This window comes from Phytohabitans houttuyneae (assembly GCF_011764425.1).
Taxonomy (GTDB): domain Bacteria; phylum Actinomycetota; class Actinomycetes; order Mycobacteriales; family Micromonosporaceae; genus Phytohabitans; species Phytohabitans houttuyneae.
The window spans coordinates 1,143,548-1,169,382 of the sequence record NZ_BLPF01000004.1; the positions used below are offsets into that span (position 1 = coordinate 1,143,548).

The following is a 25,835-nucleotide window of genomic DNA, read 5'->3' on the forward strand; positions in this document are numbered from 1 at the left end:
CACTATTTTGTACTATGCGTACGGCAGAGCGAACAGTCGACCGCTCCCTCGCCCGGGATGTCGGGGCGATCGGGCTCGCGGTGTTCGCGGTCGGCATGTCCTTCGGCGCCATCGCGGTGGCCGCGGGGCTACCGGCGTGGGCGGTCATCGCCATGTCGATCGTCGTCTTCGCGGGCGGTTCGCAGTTCATGGCGGTGGGGCTGGTGGCGGCCGGCAACCCGTTCGCCGCGGTCTTCGCCGGCCTGCTGCTGAACGCCCGCCACCTCCCCTTCGGCCTGGCCGTCGCGGACGCGGTCGGCACCGGGTGGCGGCGCCGGCTGATCGGCAGCCACATCCTGATCGACGAGTCGGTCGCGTTCACGATGGCCCAGTCCGACCCGGCCAGCCGCCGCCGGGCCTACTGGCTGACCGGCGCCACGCTCTTCGTGAGCTGGAACGTGGGCGGGGTGCTCGGCGTCATGCTGGGCGGGGCGGTCGGCGACACGGACGCGCTGGGCCTGGACGCCGCGTTCCCGGCCGGCCTGATCGCGCTGCTGCTGCCCTCGCTGCGCGACCCCGAGACCCGCAACGTCGCGCTGGCCGGCACGCTGGTCGCCGTCGTCACGACCCCACTGCTGCCGGCCGGGCTGCCCGTGCTGCTCGCGCTGAGCGGCCTGCTGCTGATGCGCCGCAACGGTGGAGGACTCTGATGCTGATCGCCGTGATCGTTGCCCTCGCCGTCGGGACATACGCCTTCCGCCTGGCCGGCGTCATCCTGCACGACCGCCTCGAACTGCCCGCCCCACTGCGCCGCATGCTGCCCCTGGCCGCCGCGGCACTGCTGGCCGCACTGGCCGGTACCGCCGCACTGACCGACTCCGGCGCCTTCGCCGGCATCGCCCGGCCGGCCGGGGTAGCGGTGGGCGCCCTGCTCGCCTGGCGCAAGGCACCCTTCGTCGTGGTGGTGGTCTCGGCCGCCGCCACCGCCGCCCTCCTCCGCCTGGCCGGCGTGCCCTAAGCCCTGGTCCCCACCGCGCGTTGATCAGGGACTTGGTGGGCGTGTCGTGCGGCGCGCCGCTCCATCAAGTCCCTGATCAACGCGTGCTGGCGGCGCTCTAGGTCCCGAAAGTCGCGGGACGTTCGTCAGGCGTGCGCGGGACGGTACGCGCCGGAGTCTCCTCTCGACGGTTCTCACCGAGCGGGAGGAGCGCACCATGACGAGCCCGAAGCAAAACAGCGGCGGCCCTGTTTTCGTAGTGGCCACCAACAACACGATGGTGCACGTCTACCGGGATGTGCAGAGCCTCGTGGATACCCGGGAGATCAAGCCCGACCAGCTGAGGTCGATTGAGTTCTTCGATGTCCAGGGGCGCACGCTCGTGCCGGTGCTCAGCGACACGGGGGCGCTGACCGGGCTCAAGGACTCCGGCAACCCGCCGAACACGGCGGGCGTCCAGCAGCGGCTCTACACCACCCGGGCCAACCTCGCCAGCAGCGTCGATGCCCGCATCGCGCGGCACGAGCCGAAGGTGACCAGGGACGAGGCGCTGAGCCACCTCGCGGTGATCGACGGGCGGAGCCTGCCCGATTGCTACGTGCTACTCGAACCGATCTTCTCCCACTCGTACGCTAGCGCCGGACTCATCCAGCCGCGGCACGACGGCAGCTGGTGGCACAACTTCTGGGCGCACTGACTGGTGGTGGTGACGCCGCGGGCGGTGGCGATCGGCGTTCGGTTGGAGGCGTGATGGGTGGCATACCCGGCCCGAGACGGAAGCCGTGGCGGTCCGCCGCCGCGGCCGCCGGGTGGCGGTCGTGCTGCTGGTACTCATTGGACAGTTGCTCGACGATCAGGCGATCGCGCCGAAGGCGCTGGTGCTGACGGCGGGTCTCGCGGTGTTCGCACCGCTGGGCGCGCTTGTCGTCGCCGGCGTGCCGGGGCATCCGGTGGGCCGGCTCATGTTCGCCGCCGGCGCGTTCGCCTGCGCCTCGCTGCTGGCGGCGAGCTGGGCGTCGTGGCTGCCGTTCGCGTGGTTCGCCCAGTGGTCGGGGTGGCCACCGCTCGGTCTCGTCGTGCTCTCCCTGCTGTACTTCCCGGACGGGCGCCTGCCCTCCCCGCGGTGGCGCGTGGTGGCGGTCGGGATCGCCGGGGCCACCGTGATCGCGGCGGGAGCGCTCGCGGTGGCGGCCATCGACCACCCGCGGGACCTTGTGACGGTCGGCGGCACCGACCTCACCGCGCGGGCCGAGGTGCTCGACCGGGTAGCCAAGATCGCGGTACTCGCGGTAGGCGCCGGCCTGGTGGCCGTCGTGGCTTCGCTGGTGGTGCGGTGGCGCCGGTCCGCGGGGAAGACCGCCAGCAGTTGGCCTGCCTCCTGCCGGCAGCGGTGCTCCTTCCGGTCGCGCTCGTCTTCGAGGGCTTCGGCCTGACCGGCTCGTGGGCGCTCGCTGCCGCGGCCATCCCGCTCGGGATGGCGGTGGCCGTGCTGCGGTACCGGCTGTACGACCTCGACCGCGTCATCAACCGCACGGTCGTGTGGCTGCTGATGACGCTGCTGCTGATCGGCGGGTTCGTGGCGATCGTGGCGATCCTGCGCGACCTCGTGATGCGCGGCAGCACCTCCAACGCCTCGCTCGTCGCGACCGGCATGATCGCGGTGGCCTTCGAGCCCGTGCGGCGGCGCGTCCAGCGCCTGGTCGACCATCTGCTGTACGGGCAGCGCGACGACCCGTACAAGGTGATCGTCAACCTCGGCGACCTGCACGGGAAGACGACCGACCCGGACGCGATGCTGCCGCTGCTCACGAGCGCGATCGCTGGCTCGCTGCGCGTGCCGTACGTGGCGGTGCGGGTGTCCACACCGGACGGTTTGCGGCTGGTGGCCGAGCACGGGCGGACGGGCACGCAGCTGGAGGAGTTCACGATGGTGGCGCGGGGCGAGACGCTCGGCGAGCTGCTGGTGGCGACGCGTGGCATCGGCGACAGGTTCAGCCAGCGGGAGCGGCGCCTGCTGGCCGATGTGGCGCAGTACTTCGCGGCAGTAACCGAGGCAACCCGGCTCATCCGCGACCTTCAGGAGTCCCGCGAGAGGCTCATCAACGCGCGCGAGGAGGAGCGCAAGCGCTTGCGCCGCGACCTGCACGACGGCGTGGGGCCGGCGCTGACCGGGATCGGCATGCAGGTGCGGGCGGCTCGCAAGGCCGCGGCCGAGCCGGAGAGGGTGGGCCGCATCCTGGAGGACATGACGGCCGACCTGCAGGTGTGCCGCTCCGAGGTGCGCCAGCTCCTGGACCACCTGCACCGGCCGCCGGAGCTGGACCGCGGGCTGGAAGCCGCGCTGCGCGTGCAGTGCCAGCGGTTTCACAGCCCATCGCTCACTGTGGACCTGCACGTGGCCGCGCACCTGGACGGGTTGCCGGCGGCGATCGAGGTGGCGGCGTACCGCATCGTCAGCGAGGCACTGACCAATGTGGCCAAGCACTCGAGGGCGGAGAGCTGCCGCATCATTGTCGACGCCGACCGGGCCCTGAGCATCCAGGTGGTCGACGACGGTATCGGCATCGTGTCCAGGGAAAACGGCAACGTCGGCGTGGGTTTGGAGTCCATGCGCGAACGGGCCGCCGAGCTGGGCGGTGAGTGCCTGGTCACTCCCGGCGACCCGCGGGGCACGGCCGTTCGCGTGCAACTGCCGATCCCGCTGGGGCGACACGTCCGGAAGGCTGGTGATTCTCCGCTTTGAGGGTACGCATTCCGGCTTTCCGGGCGTTAACATGCGGGCGGCCACTTGCCGTCCTTGACGCCGAGGTGAAACGTGCTGCCACGTTGCCGGGTGCTGATCGTCGACGACCACCCCGTGGTGCGACGCGGCCTCCGGGCGATGCTGGAGGACGAGGAGTGGGTGGAAAGCGTGGCCGAGGCGTCCACTGTGGAGCAGGCGGTGCGCGCGGCGGTGAGCCACAAAGCCCAGGTCGTGGCCATGGACATCAACCTGCCCGACGGCGACGGCATCGAGGCGACCCGGCGCATCGTGACGCTCTGCCCCGGCGTGCGGGTCCTCATCGTCACGCTGTACGACGACAAGGACAAGGTGGCGCGGGCGCTGAAGGCCGGCGCCCGGGGTTACGTGCTCAAGGACACCGAGCCTGACACGATCGTGGACGCGCTCCGCACCGTGGCCGACGGTGGCGTGGTGCTCGGCCCCAAGGTGGGCCCGGAGGTGCTCACCACGCTGCAGCGCACGCCCACTCAGCTGCCACCCCCGTTCGACAAGCTCACCCCGCAGGAGCGCAAGATCCTCGCCGGCCTGGTGCGCGGCGCCACCAACGCCGAGATCGGCCGGGGCTTGGGCCTGAACGAAAAGACGGTGCGCAACTACCTCACCGGAGTGTTCGAAAAGCTCGGCGTGGACAGCCGCGTCCAGGCCGCACTCCGCGCCCGCGACGCCGGTATCGAAGGTTAGAGTCCGCACCGCCGATTCTGATACGGCGAGTTATTGGCGCCGTCCGGCCACGCGGTTCGGGACATCGGTACCTTCGATTCGGGACGCCTCCAGGCAAAAAATCATCGTCATGACGTGGTCCACCGGCGACCGCTCCCCAGCCCCCGCGATGAGCGGCGCTGGGTCAGCGTGCTGTTCGTGGATCTGGTCGGCTTCACCCGCCGCGCGGGCCGGCTCGACCCGGAGGACGTGCGTGCTCTCCAGCGGGAGTACTTCAGCCGCGTCACCCGCGCCGTCGGCCGCTGGCAGGGCGTGGTGGAGAAGTACGTCGGCGACGCGGTGCTCGCGGTCTTCGGCGCGCCCGAGTCCGACGAGTACGACGCGTACCGGGCGGTGCTCGCGGGCCTGCACGTGCAGCGCGAGCTCGCCGGCCTCGCCTGGCCCGACGGCACGCCGGTCCGGGCGCGCGTCGGCGTGGGCACCGGCGAGGTCATCGTCGACCTCGCCGCCGTGCGCGACGGGGGACAGGCGCTGGTGTGCGGCGACATCGTAAACACCGCGGCCCGGGTGCAGGTCCACGCGGCGCCAGGCACGGTCGTGGTCACGGACGCGACGCGGGGGGCCACCGGCCCGTGGGTACGCTACGCCCCGCTGCCCGCCATCACCCCCGCCGGAAAGCCCGCCCCCGTCGACGTGTGGCGCGCGGTAGCGCCAGTGGCGCCATCGGCTCCTGACGGTTCCGTCCCGCTGGTCGGCCGCGCCGCCGAGCTGTCCACTGTGGCCGCCAGGGTGACCGGCGCGCTGGCCGAGCGGGCTCCGGCGCTGGTGCGGGTGACCGGCCCGGCCGGGGTCGGCAAGTCCCGCCTGGCCCGCGAGGCGCTGGCGGCGACCGGCGCACGCTGGTGGGTCGGTTACGGCACGCCCTGCGGCGCCAGCTACTCGCCGCTCGCCGACCTCGTCCGCCGCCAGGCTCGCGTGGAGGACGCCACCCGCCCGACCGACGTGCGGCGCCGCCTGCGGGCGTGGGCAGGCGACCTTGTTCCCGCGGGCGACCTGACCTCCGTCCTGGATGGACTGTTCCGCTTGGTGGCGCCACCGGCCGAGCCCAAGCGCCCGGTGGCCGCTGTCGTCGCGCCGCTCGCGCGCCTTGAGGGCGACGGGGTGGCGCCTGGCGGACCGTTTGCGCCCCTTGAGGGTGACCGGGTGGCGTGCGGCGCGGGGTTGAGGGTGACCAGGGCGCGTCTGGTGGTCTGGGCGTGGTGGTGGGTGGCCTGGGTGCCTCCGTTGTGCCCGGCGCGGCGGTGGACGACCGGGTCGCGGAGGGTGCGCCGTTCGTGGCCGAGGGGCGGGACCCGGCCGTTGAAGGTGCCCTGCTGGCGGTCCTTCGGGCGGCCGCGGCGCACGCCCCGCTGGCGCTTCTCCTCGACGACCTGCACCTGGCCGACCCGGCGACCCGGGCGTTCGTGGCCGATCTCCCCGCGCGCCTCGGCCCCCTGCCGCTGGCGGTGGTCGTCACCGACCGCGCACCGGCGGGACCGTCCGCCGTAGCACTCCAGCCGCTGGGCGCGGCGGACACCGGCCGGCTGCTGCGGCACCTGCTCGACCAGTCCGGCTCACCCCACCGCCTGGCTGCTCGCCTCGCCCCGCTGTGCGGCGGCATCCCCGGCTACGCGGTGGAATACGCACGGGCGGTCGCCGCGGACGGCTTCCCGAAGTGTGGCGAGCCGCCCTTGCCCGCGCGGGTGCGGGGCATCGCTTCCGCCCGCCTCGGCCGGGTCGACGAGCGCGACCGCGCGGTGCTCGGCGCCGCCGCGATCCTCGGCGACACCATCTCCGCCGAAGCGGTGGCGGCCCTGCTGGGCGGCGACGCGAGCACCGCTCGGGCGGCGCTGGCCCGGCTGGGTGGCCTGCTGGTGGAGCGGCCCGGCGCGGAGTACACGTTCGCGGACCCGGCCGTGCGCCAGGTCGTCTACGCCCGGCTGCCCCGCGCCGTGCGGGCCGGGCACCACTGGCGGGCCGCGCTCCGGCCGGGCATACCCGTGGCGAGGGCGCGGCACTGGCGGGCGGCCTCCGCCCTCGACCGGGCGCTCCACGGCGGCAGGGCGGCGACGGATGAGTCTCGCTCCGGTCAGGTCGGGGTCGCGCTTGGAATCACTGGCCCCGGGCCGGGGAGCGTGCGAGGTCGGGGGTGGGTGAGCGCTGGTCCGTGGAGCGTGCGAGGCCGGGGTGGCTGGGCCGTGTTGCGGGGAGCGCGCGAGGTCGAGGGTGGCTGAGGCGTGGTCTGGGGAGCGCGCGAGGTCAGGGATCGGTGAGCTTCGGTCGGGGCAGCGCGCGCGGCCAGGGATGGGTGAGACCCGGTCGGTGGAGCGCGCGAGGCCGACGGTGGGCGAGCCCTCGGCCGGCGAGGGAGGGACGTGCGTGGCGGCCGCGAGCCGCGGGGACGGCAGGCGGGGGAGCGAGCCTTCACGGGCTCACTTGGCATCACTCCGGCCTCGGGCGGCCGGCCGGCAGCGCACGCAGCGGGAGCGGAGCGCGCGGCCGGCCGCCCGAGCACAACACGCCGGTGGAGGAGCGCCGCGCCGGGCGGCCTCACAAACACAGCGCAATGGCGGACGGTGGGCGTGCCGGCCGGCCTCTTATGCGCAGCGCACTGGCGGACCGTAGGCGCGCTGCCCTGGCTTCCGCGCACAACGCATGGATGGACCCGGGCCGCGCCAGCAGGCCGGCCGGGCACAGCACACGAGTGGTCCCGGGCCGCGCCAGGCGGGCGTCCGGGCACCGGGGCGAGGAGGGCGGGCGCCGTACACCGCCGGAGGCGGGCAGCTCCGGGCGGCTCAGTGCCCAGCCCCTGGGCCGCGTCCCACGGATGCGGCCGCCTCAAACAGCGGCCGGCGGCGCTGGACGAAAGGCCATTCCAGACCCCAGCCCGCTGGCGAGCCGCAGCGACAACCGCGCTAGTCGGCCTCAAACGGGCCGACGTTGGTCTCCACCCAGTCGACGAGCGGGCGCAGGCGCCGCCAGTCCGTGCGTACCAGGTCGAAGGCGGCGCGGCCCTCCAGCTCCGGGCCCGCCGCGTGGCGGCGGCCGGCGGTGAGGGCCTCGTGGCGCATCAGCTCCAGGCGCGGGTGGTCGGCGGGGCAGCCGCGCGGGCGGGTCTTCACGCGGTCGCCGCCGGGCTCGAAGCCGTGGCGGGTGAGGGTGCGCACGATCTTCTCCAGCTCGACCCCCGTGGAGGGGGCGTCGACCGCGGCGCGGAAGCGGGCGGTCTGGTCGCGCGAGTGTGCGTAGAACCCGGCCGCCGTAAACAGGCCTCCGGCGTCGACGTGCACGTAGTAGCCGACGCCGCTGGCCACCTCGAAAAACGCGCCCTGATGGGTCTTGTAGGGCGATTTATCCTTCGAGAAGCGTACGTCCCGGTGGGGGCGGAACACTTTCGGCTCGGCGCGCACCAGGGGTGCCAGCTCGGCCGCGAGGTCGCTCATCGGTCCGCGGACGCAGCCGTCGTACACGTCCTTGTGCGCGGTCCAGTAGGTCTTTGAGTTGTCCGCCTCCAGGCCCTCGTAGAACACGAAGGCCTCCGCGGGGAAGCCGGCGAACGCCACGGCCCTAAACCGCGTCGCCGATCTGGACCTTGGGCTTCGGCATGCGCATGCGGCGGAAGGTGATCGAGCGGGTGATCGCGTAGAGGTACAGCGAGCCCATGCGCGCGGTCGACTTGGGGAAGCGCTCGCGCACCAGGCGCTTGACCTTGCGAGAGATCAGCACCGAGTCGACCACGACGCCGAGCGCCAGGGCCGCCCACATGATGTTGGAGACGAAGCGGACGGCGGGTGGCATCGCGGCCGACGAGCCGATCAGCACGATCAGCGCGCCGCCGAAGAACCACGTGCCGACCGTGCGCCGCGAGTCCACAACGTTGCGCACGAGCAGCCGCTCCGGGCCGCGGTCGCGGGCGAGAAGGTAACGCTCGTCACCGGCTCGCATGCCGGCCGCGGCCTCCGCCCGGTCGGCACGCTGCTTTTCGCGCATCCGCTTGTACGCCTCGCGGCGGTTGGACGGCGCGGGCTCGGCCGCTCGGCGGCGGCTGGCGCTGGCGCGCTTGGGCGTCTCGACGCCCAGCTCCTTCTTGCTGGGCGTGTAGCCCTTGGGGCGGCCTTCGGCCTCATCGGCTGACGAGGACGCCTCGTCGGCCGGCGAGGAGTCGACGACGTCGGTGGACTTGCGGCGGAACAGTGACGGCACGCTCACGAGGGTACCGGGATCACGCGCGCTCGGCGTGCGCGCCCAGCGCCGCCAGCTTCGCCTCGAAGTCCTCGTAGCCCCGGTTGATCAGGTCGACGCCGTACACCCGGGAGGTGCCCTCGGCCGCCAGCGCCGCGATCAGGTGGCTGAAGCCGGCCCGCAGGTCGGGGATGACCAGGTCGGCCGCGTGCAGCTTGCTCGGACCGGCGATCACCGCGGAGTGCTTGAAGTCGCGCCGGCCGAAGCGGCACGGGGTGCCGCCGAGGCAGTCGCGGTACACCTGGATCGTGGCGCCCATCGAGTTGAGCGCCTCGGTGTAGCCCAGGCGCTGCTCGTACACCGTCTCGTGCACGATCGACAGCCCGCGCGCCTGGGTGAGCGCGACCACCAGCGGCTGCTGCCAGTCGGTCATGAAGCCGGGGTGCACGTCGGTCTCCAGCGCCACGGCCTTGAGCTCGCCGCCGGGGTGCCAGAAGCGGATCTTGCCCTCCTGGCCGGGGCTGCCGTTGCGGGGCGGGCGCATGTCGGTGACCTCGTACGCCCCGCCGACCGAGCGGAAGACGTTGAGGAACGTCATCATGTCGACCTGCTCGGCGCCGAGCACCTCGATGTCGCCGCCGGTGGCCAGCGCCGCCGCGGCCCAGCTGGCGGCCTCGATGCGGTCGGGGATCGGGCGGTGGGTGTACCCGCCGAGGCGTGGCACGCCCTGGATCTCGATCACCCGGTCGGTGTGCACCTTGATGATCGCGCCCATCTTCTGCAGGACGCAGATGAGGTCGATGATCTCCGGCTCGACGGCCGCGTTGCGCAGCTCGGTCACGCCGTTGGCCATGACCGCGGTGAGCAGCACCTGCTCGGTGGCGCCCACGCTCGGGTACGGCAGCTCCAGCTTGGTGCCGTGCAGCCCGTTGGGCGCGGTGAGGTGCATGCCGTCCGCGGCCTTGTCGACCACCGCGCCGAACTCGCGCAGGGCCTGGATGTGGAAGTCGATCGGCCGCGGGCCGATGTGACACCCGCCGAGGTCCGGGATGAACGCGTGACCCAGGCGGTGCAGCAGCGGCCCGCACAAGAGGATCGGGATGCGGCTGGAGCCGGCGTGCACGTTGATCTCGTCGGAGTTGGCGCTCGCCACGTTGGCGGGGTCGAGGACCAGCTCGCCGTCTTCGGCGCCGTCGCTGACCCGGACGCCGTGCAGCTCCAGCAGGCCGCGCACGACCTCGACGTCGCGGATGCGCGGCACGTCGTACAGCCGGCTCGGCGCGTCGCCCAGCAGTGCCGCCACCATCGCCTTGGAGACGAGGTTCTTGGCACCGCGGACCCGGATCCGCCCGTGCAGCGGAGTACCGCCGTGCACGGTCAGGACGTCATTGACGGTCAACGCACAACCTCCACCAGATGGCACCAACGCGGCACTCTGCCCCCGATCACCGCCCGAGGAGCATAGCGCTCCGTGACGTGGCGAGCGGGGTGCACACCGTATGAGGTGGCACGAAACGGGGAGACCGTAAACGTTGTGCTACACAGCGTTACGGCAGGGCGAGCATCTGGTCAAGCGCGACGCGCGCGTGATGTGCGGTGTCGGCGTCCACGGTGATCTGGTTGACCAGCCGTCCGGCGGCCAGCTCCTCCATCGCCCACACGAGGTGAGGGAGGTCGATGCGGTTCATCGTGGAGCAGTAGCAGACGTTGCGGTCCAGGAACATGATCTGCTTGTCCGGGTGGGCGTTGGCAAGACGCCGTACCAGATTGAGCTCGGTCCCCACCGCCCACGCCGAGCCGGACGGCGCCGCGTCGATGGCCTTGATGATGTACTCCGTCGAGCCGACCTGGTCGGCGGCCGTGACCACCTCGTGGCGGCACTCGGGGTGCACCAGCACGTTGACGCCCGGCACCCGCTCACGCACCTCCTCGACGCAGCTGAGCGTGAAGCGGCCGTGCACCGAGCAGTGCCCCCGCCACAGGATCATCTTGGCGTCGCGCAGCTGCTCCGGCGTGAGGCCGCCGTTTGGCTTGTGCGGGTTGTAGAGGACGCAGTCGTCGAGGTCGAAGCCCATCTCGAGGACGGCCGTATTGCGCCCCAGGTGCTGGTCCGGCAGGAAGAGCACCTTCTCTCCCCGCTCGAACGCCCAGGTCAGCGCCCGCTTCGCGTTGGAGGACGTGCAGACCACGCCGCCGTTGCGGCCGACGAAGCCCTTGATGTCGGCCGAGGAGTTCATGTACGTCACGGGGACCGTGTCGCCCGCGATCCCGAGGTCTTCCAGCAGCTCCCAGGCGGTCTCCACCTGAGGCAGCGCGGCCATGTCGGCCATCGAGCAGCCGGCGCCGAGGTCGGGCAGCACGACCTTCTGCGCGTCGGAGGTGAGGATGTCGGCGCTCTCGGCCATGAAGTGCACGCCGCAGAAGACGATGAACTCCGCCTCCGGCCGGGCGGCCGCCTCGCGGGCCAGCTTGAACGAGTCGCCGGTGACGTCGGCGAACTGGATCACCTCGTCACGCTGGTAGTGGTGGCCCAGCACGAAGAGGCGGTCGCCGAGCGCGGCCTTGGCCCGGCGGGCCCGCTCGACGAGGGTGGGGTCGCTCGGCGAGGGCAGCTCGCCGGGACACTCGACACCCTTTTCTGCGGAGGAGTCACTGCCCCGACCGAGCAGCAGGAGGGCGGCGCCGGTGCTCGACGGCTCGATCCACGTGGAAGTCACGCCCTCCATGATGCGCCCGGACGCAGGTCCGACGCTGTGTCCTGCCACACTGCGGAATCATGCGTGTGCTGATCTGTCCGGACAAGTTCGCCGGTACCCTCTCCGCTCCGGAGGTCGCCGCCGCGGTCGCGGAAGGCTGGCTCTCGGCCGCGCCCACCGATGAGATCGTCAGCCGGCCGCTCTCGGACGGCGGTCCCGGCTTCGTCGACGTCCTCGCGGAGGCCCTTCCCGGCCGCCTGGTGCCTGTGGAGACCGTCGACCCGCTCGGCCGCGCGACGGCCGGGGCGGTGCTGGTGGTGGGTGACACCGCCTATGTGGAGAGCGCACAGGCGTGCGGCCTGCACCTTGTCGAGCCGGCCGAGCGGGACGTGCGGCGGGCGACCTCGTACGGCCTCGGTGTCCTGGTCACGCACGCGGTCGAGAGCGGCGCGCGCACCGTCGTGGTCGGCCTCGGCGGCTCCGCCACGAACGACGGCGGCGCCGGCATGCTCGCCGCGCTGGGGCACCGCCGGTGGACGATTCCGGGTACGCGCTGCCGTACGGCGGGGCGGCCCTTGTCACGGTCGCGGGGCTGGGCGGCACGCCGCGGCTGCGCGGTGTGGAGCTGGTCGCCGCCACCGACGTGGACAACCCGCTGACCGGGCTGCACGGGGCATCCAATGTGTACGGCCCGCAGAAGGGCGCGACGCGCGAGGACATCATGCTGCTCGACGGTGCGCTGGAACGGTGGGCCGGCGTGCTGGAGAAGCTGCCCACGTGCCCACCCGCCGTGGCCGGCCAGGCCGGTGCGGGTGCGGCGGGCGGCCTGGGCGCCGCGATCCTCGCGCTCGGCGGCCGGTGTGAGTCCGGTGTCGCGCTGGTCAACCGCCTGATCGGGCTGGACGCCGCGTTCGACGCCGCCGACCTGGTCATCACCGGCGAGGGCTCGTTCGACTTCCAGTCCCTGCGCGGCAAGGTCGTCGCCGGCGTGGCGGGTGCGGCCCGCGACCGGGGCGTGCCCTGCGTGGTGGTGGCCGGCCAGGTGAGCGCCGGCCGCCGTGAAGCCGCGGCGGCCGGTGTGACCGAGTCATGGTCCCTGACCGAACACTTCGGCACCGAGCAGGAGGCGATGACCCGCCCCGCGGACGGCCTCCGCGAGATCGCCACCCGCCTGGCCGCCGGCTGGCGCCGCTGACCGCGCCGCTGGCGCCGTCCGCGCTGACCGCGCCGCCCGTGCCGTTGATCAGGGAGTTGGTGCTGTGGCGCGCCGTGCGACACGCCCACCAACTCCCTGATCAACCGCTTCAGGGGGTCAACCGCCTAAGGGTCAGCGGCGGCGGAGGCCTAGCAGGGAGATGGCGAGGCCGAAGGCGGCTACGCCGGTGACGAACCAGATCGCTGGGTAGAAGGAGTCGGGCACCGTGCCGGGCGCTGGTTGTGCGGTGGCGATCATCGCTGTCACGCCGGCCAGCACTATCGCGCCACCCACCTGGAACGACGCCTGGACCAGGCCGGATGCCAGGCCCTGTTCCTCATCGGCCACGCCGGCGGTGCCTTGGATGTTGAGGGCCGGGTACGCCAGCGCGAAGCCGAGGCCGAGCAGCAGCATCGTGGGCAGGATCACACCGAGGTAGCGAGGCTCGCCGTCGATCCGCAGGAAGAGCAGGTAGGCGGCCATGAACGACAAGAGGCCGCCCACCACGACCCGCCCGGTGCCGAAGCGGTTGACGAGCGCGGCCGTTCGTGGCCCCCCGAAGGCCACGATCAAACCGCCGGGCAGGAACGCCATCGCCATCGCCAGCGGCGACCACCCGAGCACCACCTGCGTGTACTGCGCGCCGAGGAACTGGAAGCCGACGTACGAGCCGACGACCGTGAGCGCGGCGAGGTTGGCGCCGACCAGCCTGCGGTTGCGCAGGATGCCCAGGCGCACCAGCGGGTGGGCCACCCGCCGCTCGATCGCCACGAACGCGGCCAGCAGCGCCGCGACCAGCACGAACGAGCCGATCGTGCGAGCCGAGAGCCAGCCGGCCGAGGGTGCTTCCACGACGGCGTACACCAGGAGCAGGAGCGCGCCGGTGACGGTCGCCGCGCCGGCGATGTCGTACCCCCGCTTTTGAATGTTCTCGCGGACGTCCGACGGGATGAGCCGGATGCCCGCGACGAGCACGGCGAGCGCGATCGGCACCGGCAGGAGGAAGGTCCACCGCCAGCCGACCTCGGTCATCAGCCCGCCGAAGATCAGGCCCATCGAAAAGCCGCTCGCACCGCAGGCGGTGAAGAAGCTCAGCGCCCGGTTGCGGGCGGGACCCTCGTGGAAGGTGGTCGTGATGATCGAGAGCCCGGCCGGTGCCGTGAAGGCGGCCGCCACGCCCTTGACGAAGCGGGTACCGACAAGGAGCGCCGGGTCGTTCACGAGGCCGCCGAGGAGCGAGGCGACCGCGAAGATCGCGATCGACCAGAGAAACACGCGGCGTCGGCCGAGCAGGTCGGCGGTGCGGCCGCCGAGCAGCAGGAGCCCGCCGTAGCCGAGCACGTAGCCGCTGACCACCCACTGGAGGGTGGAGTTCGAGAGGCCGAGGTCGGCCTGGATGGATGGGAGGGCCACGCCGACCATCGATACGTCGAGGCCGTCGAGGAAGAGCGCGCCGCAGAGCACGAGGAGCGTCCCCCAGAGGCGAGGAGTCCAGCGCTGCTGCGGCTGTATCTCCTCGGCTACCGACTCGGGGACAGGGGTCGTTGCGGTAGAAGCCATGAGCAGGAAAGTACTTGCGCATGCATCTAATGCACAAGCAAATTATGTGTTAACACACATCTGATAGGATGTCGGCGTGTCCGAGCAACCCGGCATCGTGCAGACGTGGCGCACGCTGGCGCAGCGCTACCACGACGCCTCCTGCGCGCTGGAGCGCGAGCTCCACGAGCGGCACGGGTTGGGCATGAGCGAGTTCGAGGTGCTCGACCGGCTGGCCGGCGTGGTGGAGGGAAAGCTGCGCATGCAGGAGCTGGGTGAGCAGGTTCACCTCAGCCAGAGCGCGCTCTCCCGCGCGGTCGCCCGCCTTGAGCGCGACGGCCTGGTCTGCCGGGCACTGTGTCCGCAGGACCGGCGAGGGGTCTTCGTCACACTGACGGAGGAGGGTTTGCGCCGCCAGCAGGCCGCCCGACCCACGCAGCGCGCTGTGCTCACGGAGATTCTGGGTAAAACTGGCCTAGACTCGAACGACAGTCCATTGGGAATCGCCGGCTAGCGGGCTAGCGTTCCCCCTTAGGTACCGAAACATCCGCACCCGGCACAGGGAGATCTCCAAGTGACCACTCCGCAGACCGAGTCGACCGAGGCCAAGGCCGCGACCACCGTTGTCCTCAGCGACGTCGCGGCGCAGAAGGTCAAGGCCCTGATCGAGCAGGAAGGCCGCGACGACCTGCGGCTGCGGGTCGCCGTGCAGCCGGGTGGCTGTTCGGGCCTGCGTTACCAGCTCTTCTTCGACGAGCGTTCGCTCGACGGCGACGTTGTGAGCGACTTCGACGGTGTCGAGGTCGTCGTCGACCGCATGAGCGCGCCTTACCTGGCCGGCGCCACGATCGACTTCGCCGACCGGATCGACGCACAGGGCTTCACCATCGACAACCCCAACGCGCAGGGCTCCTGCGCCTGCGGCGACTCGTTCCACTGAGCTGACCGTCCGAGACGGGGCCATCCCAAGGGGTGGCCCCGTTTTCGTGTCCAGATGGTGACGACGCGGCGACGGACGCGCCAACGGTGTGGGTAGGCTGTCCGCGCACCGCAACACCCCCGTACCTGATCGCGAGGGCAGCATGAAGATCGCCGTCACCGGCTCGATCGCCACCGACCACCTGATGCATTTCCCCGGCCGGTTCGCCGACCAGCTCATCGCCGACCAGCTGCACAAGGTCTCCTTGTCGTTCCTGGTCGACGACCTGGTGGTGCGGCGTGGTGGCATCGCGGCCAACATCGCGTTCGGCATGGCACAGCTCGGCCTTCGCCCGGTGCTGCTCGGCGCGGTGGGCGCCGACTTCGCCGACTACCGCTCCTGGCTGGAGCGGCACGGGGTCGACTGCGACTCGGTGCACGTCAGTGAGGTGGCGCACACGGCCCGCTTCGTCTGCACCACCGACAACGACCTCTGCCAGATCGCCTCGTTCTACGCCGGCGCGATGAGCGAGGCCCGCAACATCGAGCTGGCCCCGGTCGCCGACCGCGTGGGCGGGCTCGACCTGGTGCTGGTCAGCCCCAACGACCCGGACGCGATGATCCGCCACTCGCAGGAGTGCCGCGAGCGCGGCTACCCGTTCGTGGCGGACATCTCGCAGCAGATGGCCCGCATGGACGGCGGCGACCTCAGCAAGCTCATCGACGGCGCGGCCTACCTGCTCACCAACGACTACGAAAAGTCGCTGCTGGAAAGCAAGACCGGCATCTCCGGCGAGCAGATGCTCGACCTGGTGGGCATCCGGGTGACCACGCTGGGCAAGGACGGCGTGGAGATCAGCGGCCGCGACATCGAGCGCATCCACGTTCCGGTGGTGCCGGACGTGCGCACCGAGGACCCGACCGGTGTCGGCGACGGATTCCGCGCCGGCTTCTTCTCCGCCCGCTCGTGGGGCCTGAGCCTGGAGCGCTCCGCCCAGGTCGGCTCGCTGGTGGCCGCGCTCGTCCTGGAGACGGTCGGCCCGCAGGAGTACGAGATCCGGTCGGACGCCTTCCTCAAGCGCCTCGCCGGTGCCTACGGCGACGAGGCGGCCGACGAGGTCCGCGGCCACCTGTCCTAAAAGCATTTTCAAGAAGATGTGAGCTACCGCGACGATGCTCCGTCGTGGTCCGGACCGTTGCGCGTCCCGCGGCCTCACCCTCCGTGGGTGCACGACCCGATCCAAGCGCGTTAGGCGCCGATGCTGCGCTGGATGGCGGCGGTCGCGGCGGTGAGCATCAGGTTCTGCGCCATGGTCAGCGCCCAGCGGCCGGCGGCGGCGAGGCGGCTTCGCACGGTCTGTTCGTCGGCGCGGCGGGCGGCCTCCTCAGCCTCCCGCACCCGCGCCACGACCTCCCGCTCCTGGTCGGTGCGCGCGCCTGCCGCCATCGCCTCCCGCAGCTCGGCCAGCTCCTCGGCGAGCGCGCGGAAGTCGGTCGGTCCGAGCACCTGCTGGTGGTGTACCTGGCCGATCTCCACGTGCTCCTGGTTGCCGATCGCGCCGCCGGTGTTCGTGACCGGCGCGTTGAACGTGAAGTTGTCCCTGTTGGTCATGGCGCTGCCTCCCTGGCCGCCCTGGTTGTGGATGACGATCGGGTTGATCCGGTTGAGGGCGCCCCGCAGCTCCTCGATCTCGCGGTGAAACCGCTGCTCCCGCTCGCAGCGGCGAAGCGTCGACTGCAGCAGCAGCTCGGTGTTGCCCTGGTCGTTCTGCCCGCTGACCAGGCCGAGCAGGTTGTTGCGGGTCACCAGCCGGGCCGCCTCGTTCCAGTGGGTACGGGCGTGCCGCGCGTGCACCCGGCACTGCGCCCAGTCGCGCTCGTCGACCGCGTACTCGGCCTGCGACCACGAAAGCCAGCCGCGCACGTACGCCAGCTCCATGCGGCGCAGCGCGACCACGTTGCGGGTCATGCTCTCGGCGACGGCCGCCTCGACAAGTGACTCGAACACCCGGATCGACTCCTGGCCGCACTCCACCGCCGCGCCGTGGTTGCCGACCTGGACCTCCCGGAGCATCTCGACCTGGCTCTGCACCGCCCGCGCGTACGCCAGCGTCACCGACAGGTCCCGCTCCAGCTCCTGAAACTGCGCCGCCGAGCTGCCGTCGTCGCGGCGGTGCTCCTCGCGGGCGCTCTCCAGCAGCTCCTCGAACATCACCCGGCACCGGTCCAGGAAGTGGTACGCGCCGCGGAAGTTGGCCGCCCGCATCTCCCGCAACCCGCTCAGGAACTCGTTCGTGGCATGCGCGAGCATTCCGCGGAGCATGCCCACCTGCTGCTGCGGCAGGTCGCTACGGGCGAGCTGGTCGAAGTAGCGCATGGCCTCGGCGAGCGCCTGCTCGGCGCCTTCGATGTCGCCGGTCAGGCGGCGCTCGTCCGAGCGTTGCGAGTGGATCAGGCCCTGGACGATGAGGATCAGGCCCTGTGCCAGGTCGCGCCAGTTTCGCAGCGTGTCGGCCGCCTCGCCGTACTGGCCCGCCGCCTCCAGCTGCCGCAGCTCCCGCTCGGCGATGTCGGCCAGCCGCTGGTTGAGGCCGATCACCTGGTCGAGCAGCTCGATGCAGCCGTCGTAGTCGAAGTCGCTGGCGCGCCGGGCCGCCTCCACCTGGAGCACGTTCTCCAGCGCGGTCTCGGTGCGCGCGTAGCGCTCGAACTCCGGTACCGGCAGGCTCTCCTCCTGCTCGTACAGCTCCACGCGGCGCAGCAGCTCGGCGAGGTCCAACTGCTCCAGTTCCTCGACGTCGGTCATGCCGTCGCCCCCTCCGCCATGTTCGGAAACACCTGGACCGTGAACGGGGACGCGCCGGTGGAACGGCGTACCCACAGGCGGGTGCCGGGCGGTGGCGAATGCTCCAGCACCCAGCGGTTGACCGGTACGCGCACCCACCGCTCCAGCAGCGGGCTGCGGATCTGCCGCGCGCCGAGCGCCGCGCCGTCGCGCATGATCTCCTCGATCACCGCGCGGTCGATGGCCGCCCGGTCGAAGACGATCTCCCAGCCCCGGGCACGGGCCGACCCGGCCAGCTGGTCGAGAAACTTGCCGATGATCTCCTTGATCACTTCTTCGCGGAGGATGTCGAAGACGACGACCCCGCTGCCCAGCCGGCCGAGCAGCTCCGGCCGGCCCAGCTCGGTGGTGAAGAAGTCGGTGACGGCGCGGTTGAAGTGGTCGGTGATCGCCTCGTACGGCATGGCCGAGCCGGAGATCCGCTGGCGCAGCGTTCCGGCGCCGAGGTTCGACGTGAACACCACGATCGAGTGCGAAAAGTGCGCGGTGCGCCCCTGCCCGTCGGTCAGCCGGCCGTCGTCGATGATCTGCAGGAACTTGTCGAAGATCTTCCGGCTCGCCTTTTCGATCTCGTCGAAGAGGATCACGCTGAACGGGCGTTCCAGCACCCAGTTCGTGAGCACACCGCCCTGCTCGTGCCCCACGTACCCGGGCGGCGCGCCGGTGAGCCGCTCGCTGGCGTGCTCCTGGCTGAACTCGCTCATGTCGAACCGGCGCAGCGCCGCCTCGTCGCCGAACACCACCTCGGCCAGCGCCTTGGCCAGCTCGGTCTTGCCGACGCCGGTCGGACCGACGAAGAAGAAGACGCCCTTGGGACGGGTGCCCGACTGGTCGCCCTCGGCCACGAAGTCCAGGCCGCCCCGGGCGTTGACGAGTACGTCGCACACGGCGCGCACGGCCGCCGGCTGCCCGATGACCCGACGGGACAGCACCTTGTCGGCTTCGCGGACCTTGGCGATGTCGAGCTGCTCCCACGGGTCCTCGCGCAGTCCGAACCGGTGCCGCGCCACAAGGCGGCGGGCCGCGGCCGGCTCCAGGCGCGCGACGTGCGAGGTCGCCTCCAGCGCGATCAGCTCGCGTACCGACATGCCCTCCGTGAGCGTGGCCAGGTTTGCGGCGAGCGTGTCGAGCCGGTCGGGCGGCACCTCGGCGGCGCGGTAGTACCGCGGCAGCCGCTCGGTCAGGAACACCTTGCGCTCGGCGATGCCCGGACGGTCCGCGAGCACCGCCGCGACCATCGGGTTGTCGCGGTGGATCCACGGCGGCAGCGAGGCGAGGTCACGGACGACGAACACGACCGTGTTGCGCAGCACCCCCTGCGCGCCCGGCACCTCGACCGCCTCCGACAGCAGCCGCCGCACGTGCGCCACGTGCGCGATGTGGTCGACGCTCACCTGCGCGGTCGACCCGATCACCAGGTCGGCCGAGTCGAGTACGAACGCGCATGGCGCCTCCCGCTGGACCATGAGGCGGTGCGCGGCGGCGAGCGTGTCCTCGGCCGTACGCGGCGTCGCGTGGCGGGCCGCCAGCAGCTCCTGCTGCAGTGCCTGCGCGGACGAGGCCAGCCGCTCCTGGCGAGCGCTCCTGCCGTCGGGCGACGGTGCGAGCGCGGCGGCCGGCTCGGGCACCGGCGCCGGCGCCTCCTCGGGCGGGTTGAGCTGCCGCTCCACGAACTCGCGGCTGCTGTCCTCCGGGTAGGTGAGGCCGTCGACGAGGCTGTACCGGGCGACCGCGGCGAAGCCCACGACGTGCAGGAACTCGGACAGCGCCGTGCCGAACGGCAGGTACCTGTCGTCCCAGCGCACGAGGTCCTCGATGTTGCCGTGCAGGACGAGATGCCGCTGCCTGCGCAGCTCGTGAAACGCGCGGACCAGCCAGGGCGCCGCCGGGGGTGGAGTGCTCACGCCTGGTCCCGCCGCAGTCCCTGCCGGGCCGGCGGGGGTAGCGCCACCGCCCCACCCTGGCTGGGCGGCTGGCGGTCACCGGCGCCTTCCCAGGTGACCCGACCCATGTCGAAGCCTTGCGTCCGGGCGGAGGCCTGGAGCTTTTCGATGACCTCGACGAGCGAGGTGCACACGGCGCCCTCACCGAGGGTGCCGGTCGCTTCCTGGCGGACCATCGTGTCGGTCGTGTACAGCACCCGGTGCTCGTCCTCGCCCGTGTCCTCCACCCGCACCACGAGCTGCTCGCCGCCGTGCCGCTGCGCCTGCACGGTGATCGTGCCGTCGGAGGCCTCCCGCACGCTCGACGCCACGACCGCGAAGCCGACTCCCGGCATCGCCTGTACCAGCGAGCGCAGGACGTCCCGCCGCTCGCTGATGCGGTCGATCGTGAGGTCCAGCTCCTCCTCGGCGGTACGCAGCCGCTGGGCCAGGATCCGGCCGAGCCGCAGCACCTCCTCCGGGCGCTCCTCGGCAAGCTCGGCCCGGAGCAGCTCCAGCGAGGCGGTGAGCCGCTCGCCGTCCTTGAGCCGGACGTCGGCGGCGCGGGCGTCGTCGGCCAGCCCGCGCAGCTGCACCTCCAGCTCGTCCAGCAAAGCATTGGCCTCGCGCCGCTGCTGCTCGTACCGCGCCCGCGCGGTCAGCACCTCGTGCAGGTGCTCGCCGGCCACCCGGGCGAGCTCGTCGGCCTGCGCCGGCGCCGGGGTGGCTTCCACGGCCGCCAGCAGCCGGGACACCTCCAGCGCGCCGGTCCGGTCGAACCGCTGGCGCACGGCCGGATCGACCTCGCCGAGCGCGCGGCGGGTCTCGGTGAGCCGGTCGCCGGCGTACTGCCGGTCCCGCGCGGCCAGGGCACGGGCCTCGACGAGGCGCCGCTCGATGGCGTCGAGTCGCCGCTCCTCGGCGTGCAGGGCACCGAGCGAGCTCGCGCCGGCGATCGCCGCCGACGCGGCGGTCAGCTCGGCGGCCAGCTCCTCGGTCGGTACGCCGGTCTGCTCGGCGAGCGCCGCGCGGCGGGACACCAGCACGGTGCAGCGCACCGTGGCCCGGTCGCGGGCGGCGGCGACCGCCACCCGTTGCTGCCGCTCCGCCTCCTCACGCCGGCGCCGCTGCCGCTCGGCGCGTTGCTGTGCGGCCCGCTCCAGGCGTTCGGCGATGCTGCGCGCCAGGCTGTACTTGGGTGACCTGCTCATGGTGTCGGCTCCTCTGCGGGCGGGGCGGCGCGCGTCAGGGCGAGGCTCGCCTCGAGGCGTTCCCGGAAGTCGGGCACGGGCGGTACGCCGGTGAAGTGGACGGTGCCGTCGCCGGCGATGTCGAACTGGAGCCCGGCGCTGCGGTCGTCAGTGGCGTCGAGGGGGCGTGGCGTCCGGTCAGGTGGTGCACGCGCTGGTTGGTCGAGGCCCGCCAGCGCAGGTCGGCGTGTTTGGCGCGCAGGTACGGCCCGTCGACCAGCAGGTCGAGCGCGTCCAGCAGAGCGTGCTGGTCCGGCGTGCCATGACGGCGCAGGTGCGACAGCGTGTAGCCGGTGTAGCTGAGCACCGACATGTCGCGGCGTGCGCGTACCCGCCGCACGAGGTCGGCCGCCGCGCCGGCCTGGTCGAACGGCTCACCGCCGGAGAGGGTGAGCCCGTCCACCGCCTCGTGGACGATCCGCTCGGCCAGCTCGGCCACGGGCAGCCAGCTGCCACCCTCGGCAGGAATCCACTGTGGAGATATGCAGCCCGCGCAGCCGATGCCGCAGCCCTGTACCCACACGCCGAACCGGACGCCGGGCCCGAGGACCGTGCACCGCGGCTGGGTCTCCGCCACGCGTAGCGCAAGGGCGGGTGCGCCGCTCATGCCGTCACCGCGCCCATCAGCGGCTCGCCACGTAGAGGATCAGCAGGATGATGGCGACCGCGATGACCGCCGCCCAGCCGGCGGACGTACCGGTGCTCTTGACCGGCTTGGCGGGGTTCGCCGGCTGCGGTCCGCCCTGCGCGGGCGCGGCCTGCGGCGTCGCGGGCTTCAGCGGCACCGTCGGCTGGGCCGCGGTCTGCTGGCCCACCGTGGGCTGGTGCGGCGTCGTCCGGCGCGGCGGCGGCCCCGTCGGCGCGCTGGGCTTCGGCGGTGGCGGGTAGGGGCTCGACGCAGGTCGGGCCGGTGCCCGCGTGGGCGGCCGGGTCGGGCGGGTGGGCTGGGTGCGGGCCGGCGGTGCCTGCCGGACCGGGCGCTTGGGCTGCACCGGCGCGGTGCGCGTGATGGGCACCGGGGGCGTCCAGCCGGCCGGCACCGGGAAGTGGTCGGACAGGCCGTTCGCCGCGCGGTAGCACCAGATGCACGACGGCAGCGACCGGTGGTACGCGTGCATGGGGTTGTAGCGGCAGCCCATCAGCTCGAAGGCGGCCTGCTGCAGCGCCGCCGCCCACTGCCAGGCGGGCGGGCGCTGGGCGGGGTCGGCGTGCCCGGCCGCGAAGCACTGGCGCAGCAACGTGAGAACGCCGGGCGGCAGGACCGTCGGTGGTAGCAGGTCCGGGCGCTGGACCATCCGCTCCGGGTGCGTGATCCAGTTGTTCTGCCGGCGGATGTTGTTTTCGATGCCCTCCTCGCCGCCGGCGGCCGGTACCCCCTCGAACGGGTGCTGGCCCTCCAGCAGCAACTCGCAGACGATGATCGCCAGCGAGAAGAGGTCGTGCTCGGCGGAGGTCATCGTGGGGTGCCCGGAGAGCATCTCGGGCGAGGCGTACTCGGGGTGACCTCGCTGGACGGGAAGAACGTGCCGGTGCGCGGGTCGGTGAACTGCACCGTGTCGCAGTCGATCAGCGTCACGTAGCCGCCGCGGTTGACAAGCATGTTGTTGGGCGTCAGGTCGCCGACGATCACACTGACGCCGTGCAGCATCTGCACCAGCCGGGCGATCCGCTCCGCGATGGCGAGGTTTGTGCGCCAGGTCGGCTCGGCCAGAAACTCGGCGCGCCGCTCCGGGTCGAGCAGCCGGTGCACGGTGACGCCGCTGACCCGGGGGAGCACCACCGCCCGCGTGGCGCCGGTCTCGTCGACCAGCGGGGCGCGCGGCCAGGCCACGTGCAGGTGGTCGGCCCGGTCGCCGGTCCAGCCGCCGGGCGGCAGCGCGCAGAGCGCCTGGATCCGCTCCTGCGCCGGGGCGTGGCCCTCGAAGTAGATCTTCATGCAGGCGACGTCCGTGTCCGCGATGGTGCGGACAGTGCTGCGCAGCCCGCTGCCGAGCTCTTCCGCGCCGGGGCGGACCGCTCGGCCGTTGGGCAGGCGCAGCTGGCTCACCGGCGGACCGCCAGGATCATCGTCTTGTCGTCGCCCGAGGTGCCGGCGAACTCCTGCGACAGCAGCTTGCGGGTCAGCTCGTTCGCGTCGTTGGCCGGGTTGGCGAAGTACCGGAAGTACCCGGTGAAGCTGGCCGGCGCCATCGGCAGCAGGTCCCCGTTCGGACCGTGGTCGTAGTCGAGGAGGCCCTCGATGAGGCCGTCGGTGCACAGCGCGACCCCGTAGACGGCCGGGTCGTAGAGCACCTCGCGGCGCAGCCATGCCTCCCGCCCGGAGGAGGTCAGAAAGACGGTCTGGCCCGCGTCGCCGCGGTCGACCGGCGGCGGTACGACGAGGTGGGCGCCGCCGGGGTCGCGGCCGACCACGACGAACCCGTCGCCGACGGACACGCAGCAGAACCACGGCGGCGCCATGACCACGGCCAGCACGGTGGTGGCGAACTGGGCGCGGGCCGCCTTGGCGGACGTGCCGCGGGCGACCGCCTGGCGGTTGATGTCCTCGACCGCGCTCTCGACCCGCTGGTCGAACCAGGCGACGCAGAGCTCCGTGTAACGGGCGGCCGCCGCGCGCCACTCGTCGGCCGTGCCGGGCAGCCGCCCGCCGAAGATCTCCTGCCCGGCGTCGGCGGCCGCCTCGACGGCGAAGAGCGCGCCGAGCGCCGAGCGCGGCTGCGAGCCCGCGCCGTCGGCCACCGCCAGCACCTGCGCGCCGCTGGGCAGCGGCTCGCACTTCATCGCGTCCTGGTTCTGCGCGCCGAGCTTGACGTGGTTGGGCCCGATGGTGGAGGCGGGCACGATCCGCCACGTGCCGGCCGAGTTGGGTGCGGCCATCACTGGTCCTCCAGCCAGCGGCGCATCTTCTCGCTCTCCTCGTGCCGCTGCCGCACGCCCCGGTAGAACGTGTTGGCGTCGGTGTTGCGGGACGCGTCGCGCAGCTGGCCGATCGACGCCGACATCAGGCGCATGACCTGGGCGAAGTCGACGCCCGACAGGTGGTACGAGGACTCCGGTGCCAGCCCGCGCAGCACGTTTTCGTCGTGGCCGTGCACGCCGAGCGCGAAGAAGAGCAGGTGGTTGCCGGCCTCGTGGCTGCGCAGCACCGGGGCGAGGTCGCGCCAGCGGTCGGTCGGCTGGCCGCTCTCGTCGGTCGGTACCCCGTCGGTGATCAGGTGCATGATCGGCCGGTACGCGAGCGGCACCCCGCCGGCGCGCAGCGTCTCCTTGCGGGCCGCGATGATCTGCAGCGCGTACTGCAGCGCCTCGACCATCGGGGTCAGCCCGCCCGCCTCGAGCTTCGGCGGGTTGAAGTCGGTGATCGGCACGAACGGCTCCACGGCCTGGCCACCGCTGCGGCCGGACGGGTCGACCGCCACGACGTGGTCCTTGCCGAAGGTGACCAGCGCGATCTCGCCGGTGCGCCGCAGGGCGTCGTCGCGCTGGAGCTCGGTGCGCCAGGTCTGTAGGGCGGAGTTCAGCTGGTCGATCGCTCCGTTCTGGGACATCGAGCCCGAGGTGTCCACCACCAGCGTGAGCAGCAGTCGGCCCTTCGCGGACCGTACGGGGGGCAGCGCGTCGGTTGTCATGTACTTCGTCCTTAGCCGGTGAGGTTCAGCGGTGGATCGGCGAAACGGTGAGGGGGTCCGGGTGCCCGCGGTCGACGACCTGGAGCGGCTGTCCCGGCAGGGCGCCGATGCCCGCCGGTTCGAGTACCGCCCAGACGATGAGGCCGTCGACGTCGACGTAGCCGCCGTCCGGTCCGAAGTGGGTGCGCGCGACGACCTCGTCGCCGCGGCGGGGACGCGACGTCGAGGGCGCTGAGGTACCGGGTCCGCTGTGCCGCGGGGCGGGCGCCGGTGGCGGGTCGAACAAGCTGTTGGACGCGGGCCCCGAAGGGGAGGCGGCGAACCGGCGCTGGCGTTGCGGCGCGGCCGACTCGCGCGGCACGGGCGTCGGGTGGCGCTGCGGCTGGTGGGGGTGACCGGGGTGCGCGTTCAGCGGCACGGCCGTGCGCTGCGGGCCGTTTCTCTGGCCGTGGCGAGCGGCCCACCAGATGACCAGCGCCGGCGCGAGGAGCAGGCCGACGGTGGCGAGCCCCAGGATGCTCAGGCCGGTGAGGAACGCGGCCGCCAGGCTGAAGCTGGACCCGGTCGACCGCGTCGTCGTGAAGAGCCCGTTCGCGCCCTCCGGCTTCGGTCCCTTCCCGTACAGCGAGTCGACGATCATGGCGGGCTCCACATCCGTCGTCTGGCGCACGACCGTGACCTGGTGCTCGAACCGGGCCAGGGTCATGCACAGGGGTGTCTTGGCCTCGGTCGAGCAGGTGTTGCGCCGCGGCGAGTCGATGACGACAAGCACCGTGTCCCGGCCGCGGCCCTCGGCCGTCGCCTCCTCCAAGGCCGCGACGAGCTTGGGGTTTCGCCGCTGGTCCAGGTCGGCGAGCAGCACAGTGGTCTGCTCCTGACCGCCTTGGCCGAGCCCGACCAGAAGGGGAAGGAACACCGCGGCCACCAAGGCGACGATCGCCAGAATGGTGCCCTTCGGAATGGCCGGTGACTGTCGTTGCTGCATTGTCGCCACGAGCAGACGTTCAACCAGGGCGGATGCATTGTCCAGCACTTAGTGAACATCCGGACAAGCCGCGTTCAGAAAGTCATCGACGTCCTTGATATTTGACGCGTTTCCGCAGGTGAAGGCGGTATTTTGGCGCTCGGTAAAAAGATTGGGGAAAGCGAATGCGACGGCGTAATCCGCGCGGGTGATTGGCGCTGCGAAATGGATCGTGTAA

General features: G+C 72.2%; 25 protein-coding genes and 1 pseudogene. 12 read left to right on the forward strand and 14 right to left on the reverse strand.

From position 1 onward, the window contains the following. Window positions 1–14 precede the first annotated feature (14 nt). The 8 genes from Phou_RS47320 to Phou_RS47355 all read left to right on the forward strand — a co-directional run bounded on the left by Phou_RS47320 (window position 15) and on the right by Phou_RS47355 (window position 6,691). Window positions 15–689 (forward strand): AzlC family ABC transporter permease, encoded by a 675-nt coding sequence (locus Phou_RS47320; protein WP_173070866.1) that lies wholly within the window; start codon window positions 15–17, stop codon window positions 687–689. Continuing rightward, a complete protein-coding gene (locus Phou_RS47325) occupies window positions 689–997 on the forward strand; it encodes an AzlD domain-containing protein (protein WP_173070867.1) in 309 nt (102 codons plus the stop codon). The genes Phou_RS47320 and Phou_RS47325 overlap by 1 nt, the downstream gene beginning before the upstream one ends. 196 nt (window positions 998–1,193) lie before the next feature. Beyond that, entirely contained in the window at window positions 1,194–1,673 is a 480-nt protein-coding gene (locus Phou_RS47330; RefSeq protein ID WP_173070869.1) for a hypothetical protein, read from the forward strand. Between the two features lie 85 nt (window positions 1,674–1,758). Then, on the forward strand, window positions 1,759–2,409 hold the full coding sequence (locus Phou_RS47335; protein WP_173070871.1) for a hypothetical protein: 651 nt from the start codon (window positions 1,759–1,761) through the stop codon (window positions 2,407–2,409). Continuing rightward, window positions 2,310–3,719 carry a sensor histidine kinase gene (locus Phou_RS47340; protein WP_173070873.1) on the forward strand — a complete coding sequence of 470 codons (1,410 nt, stop codon included), beginning with the start codon at window positions 2,310–2,312 and terminating at the stop codon, window positions 3,717–3,719. The genes Phou_RS47335 and Phou_RS47340 overlap by 100 nt, the downstream gene beginning before the upstream one ends. A 72-nt stretch (window positions 3,720–3,791) precedes the next feature. Beyond that, window positions 3,792–4,439 (forward strand): response regulator transcription factor, encoded by a 648-nt coding sequence (locus Phou_RS47345; RefSeq protein WP_173070875.1) that lies wholly within the window; start codon window positions 3,792–3,794, stop codon window positions 4,437–4,439. 114 nt (window positions 4,440–4,553) lie between these two features. Further along, window positions 4,554–5,966, forward strand: a complete 1,413-nt coding sequence (locus tag Phou_RS47350; RefSeq protein ID WP_173070877.1) for an adenylate/guanylate cyclase domain-containing protein — start codon at window positions 4,554–4,556, stop codon at window positions 5,964–5,966. Continuing rightward, entirely contained in the window at window positions 5,882–6,691 is an 810-nt protein-coding gene (locus Phou_RS47355) for a hypothetical protein (RefSeq protein WP_173070879.1), read from the forward strand. The genes Phou_RS47350 and Phou_RS47355 overlap by 85 nt, the downstream gene beginning before the upstream one ends. A gap of 681 nt (window positions 6,692–7,372) precedes the next feature. Here the strand turns inward: Phou_RS47355 and Phou_RS47360 are convergent. From Phou_RS47360 to nadA, 4 genes are all read right to left on the reverse strand, one after another. After that, entirely contained in the window at window positions 7,373–8,020 is a 648-nt protein-coding gene (locus Phou_RS47360) for a DUF2461 domain-containing protein (RefSeq protein ID WP_173070881.1), read from the reverse strand. A gap of 4 nt (window positions 8,021–8,024) precedes the next feature. After that, complete coding sequence (locus tag Phou_RS47365; RefSeq protein ID WP_173070883.1) at window positions 8,025–8,660, reverse strand: DUF3043 domain-containing protein; 636 nt, start codon at window positions 8,658–8,660, stop codon at window positions 8,025–8,027. 19 nt (window positions 8,661–8,679) lie between these two features. Next, window positions 8,680–10,065, reverse strand: a complete 1,386-nt coding sequence (gene murA / locus Phou_RS47370) for a UDP-N-acetylglucosamine 1-carboxyvinyltransferase (protein WP_371872276.1) — start codon at window positions 10,063–10,065, stop codon at window positions 8,680–8,682. Window positions 10,066–10,186: 121 nt separating this feature from the next. Next, window positions 10,187–11,356 carry a quinolinate synthase NadA gene (nadA, locus tag Phou_RS47375; RefSeq protein ID WP_173070887.1) on the reverse strand — a complete coding sequence of 390 codons (1,170 nt, stop codon included), beginning with the start codon at window positions 11,354–11,356 and terminating at the stop codon, window positions 10,187–10,189. A 59-nt stretch (window positions 11,357–11,415) separates the two neighbouring features. On the opposite strand from nadA, the pseudogene Phou_RS47380 reads away from it, so the two are divergent. Then, window positions 11,416–12,530, forward strand: a pseudogene (locus tag Phou_RS47380) (glycerate kinase family protein). A 132-nt stretch (window positions 12,531–12,662) separates the two neighbouring features. Here Phou_RS47380 and Phou_RS47385 read toward each other — a convergent pair. Continuing rightward, window positions 12,663–14,090: an MFS transporter gene (locus Phou_RS47385; RefSeq protein ID WP_173070889.1), complete on the reverse strand. Its 1,428-nt coding sequence runs from the start codon at window positions 14,088–14,090 to the stop codon at window positions 12,663–12,665. A 76-nt stretch (window positions 14,091–14,166) separates the two neighbouring features. On the opposite strand from Phou_RS47385, the gene Phou_RS47390 reads away from it, so the two are divergent. From Phou_RS47390 to Phou_RS47400, 3 genes are all read left to right on the forward strand, one after another. Next, window positions 14,167–14,583 carry a MarR family winged helix-turn-helix transcriptional regulator gene (locus Phou_RS47390; RefSeq protein WP_218579618.1) on the forward strand — a complete coding sequence of 139 codons (417 nt, stop codon included), beginning with the start codon at window positions 14,167–14,169 and terminating at the stop codon, window positions 14,581–14,583. Between the two features lie 60 nt (window positions 14,584–14,643). Beyond that, the gene (gene erpA, locus Phou_RS47395; RefSeq protein WP_173070891.1) at window positions 14,644–15,009 is read left to right on the forward strand and encodes an iron-sulfur cluster insertion protein ErpA; all 366 of its coding nucleotides are present in this window, start codon (window positions 14,644–14,646) and stop codon (window positions 15,007–15,009) included. A gap of 142 nt (window positions 15,010–15,151) precedes the next feature. After that, window positions 15,152–16,126, forward strand: a complete 975-nt coding sequence (locus Phou_RS47400) for a carbohydrate kinase family protein (RefSeq protein WP_173070893.1) — start codon at window positions 15,152–15,154, stop codon at window positions 16,124–16,126. Window positions 16,127–16,236: 110 nt separating this feature from the next. Here the strand turns inward: Phou_RS47400 and Phou_RS47405 are convergent, their stop codons facing one another. The 9 genes from Phou_RS47405 to Phou_RS47445 are packed head-to-tail and all read right to left on the reverse strand — an operon-like array spanning window position 16,237 to window position 25,627. Next, complete coding sequence (locus Phou_RS47405; RefSeq protein WP_173070895.1) at window positions 16,237–17,793, reverse strand: hypothetical protein; 1,557 nt, start codon at window positions 17,791–17,793, stop codon at window positions 16,237–16,239. Continuing rightward, on the reverse strand, window positions 17,790–19,736 hold the full coding sequence (locus tag Phou_RS47410) for an AAA family ATPase (RefSeq protein WP_173070897.1): 1,947 nt from the start codon (window positions 19,734–19,736) through the stop codon (window positions 17,790–17,792). The genes Phou_RS47405 and Phou_RS47410 overlap by 4 nt, the downstream gene beginning before the upstream one ends. Then, window positions 19,733–20,965, reverse strand: a complete 1,233-nt coding sequence (locus tag Phou_RS47415; RefSeq protein WP_173070899.1) for a hypothetical protein — start codon at window positions 20,963–20,965, stop codon at window positions 19,733–19,735. The genes Phou_RS47410 and Phou_RS47415 overlap by 4 nt, the downstream gene beginning before the upstream one ends. 34 nt (window positions 20,966–20,999) lie before the next feature. Next, the gene (locus tag Phou_RS47420) at window positions 21,000–21,611 is read right to left on the reverse strand and encodes a 4Fe-4S single cluster domain-containing protein (RefSeq protein WP_218579619.1); all 612 of its coding nucleotides are present in this window, start codon (window positions 21,609–21,611) and stop codon (window positions 21,000–21,002) included. A 16-nt stretch (window positions 21,612–21,627) separates the two neighbouring features. Then, complete coding sequence (locus Phou_RS54835) at window positions 21,628–22,461, reverse strand: hypothetical protein (RefSeq protein WP_173070901.1); 834 nt, start codon at window positions 22,459–22,461, stop codon at window positions 21,628–21,630. Continuing rightward, window positions 22,458–23,051, reverse strand: coding sequence for a hypothetical protein (locus Phou_RS47430; RefSeq protein WP_173070903.1), 594 nt, complete (start codon window positions 23,049–23,051; stop codon window positions 22,458–22,460). The genes Phou_RS54835 and Phou_RS47430 overlap by 4 nt, the downstream gene beginning before the upstream one ends. Next, window positions 23,048–23,881 (reverse strand): protein phosphatase 2C domain-containing protein, encoded by an 834-nt coding sequence (locus tag Phou_RS47435; protein WP_173070905.1) that lies wholly within the window; start codon window positions 23,879–23,881, stop codon window positions 23,048–23,050. The genes Phou_RS47430 and Phou_RS47435 overlap by 4 nt, the downstream gene beginning before the upstream one ends. Further along, window positions 23,881–24,633 (reverse strand): vWA domain-containing protein, encoded by a 753-nt coding sequence (locus tag Phou_RS47440; RefSeq protein WP_173070907.1) that lies wholly within the window; start codon window positions 24,631–24,633, stop codon window positions 23,881–23,883. Before Phou_RS47440 ends, Phou_RS47435 begins: the two co-directional genes overlap by 1 nt. A gap of 25 nt (window positions 24,634–24,658) precedes the next feature. Next, window positions 24,659–25,627: a hypothetical protein gene (locus tag Phou_RS47445; RefSeq protein WP_218579620.1), complete on the reverse strand. Its 969-nt coding sequence runs from the start codon at window positions 25,625–25,627 to the stop codon at window positions 24,659–24,661. Window positions 25,628–25,835: the final 208 nt, after the last annotated feature.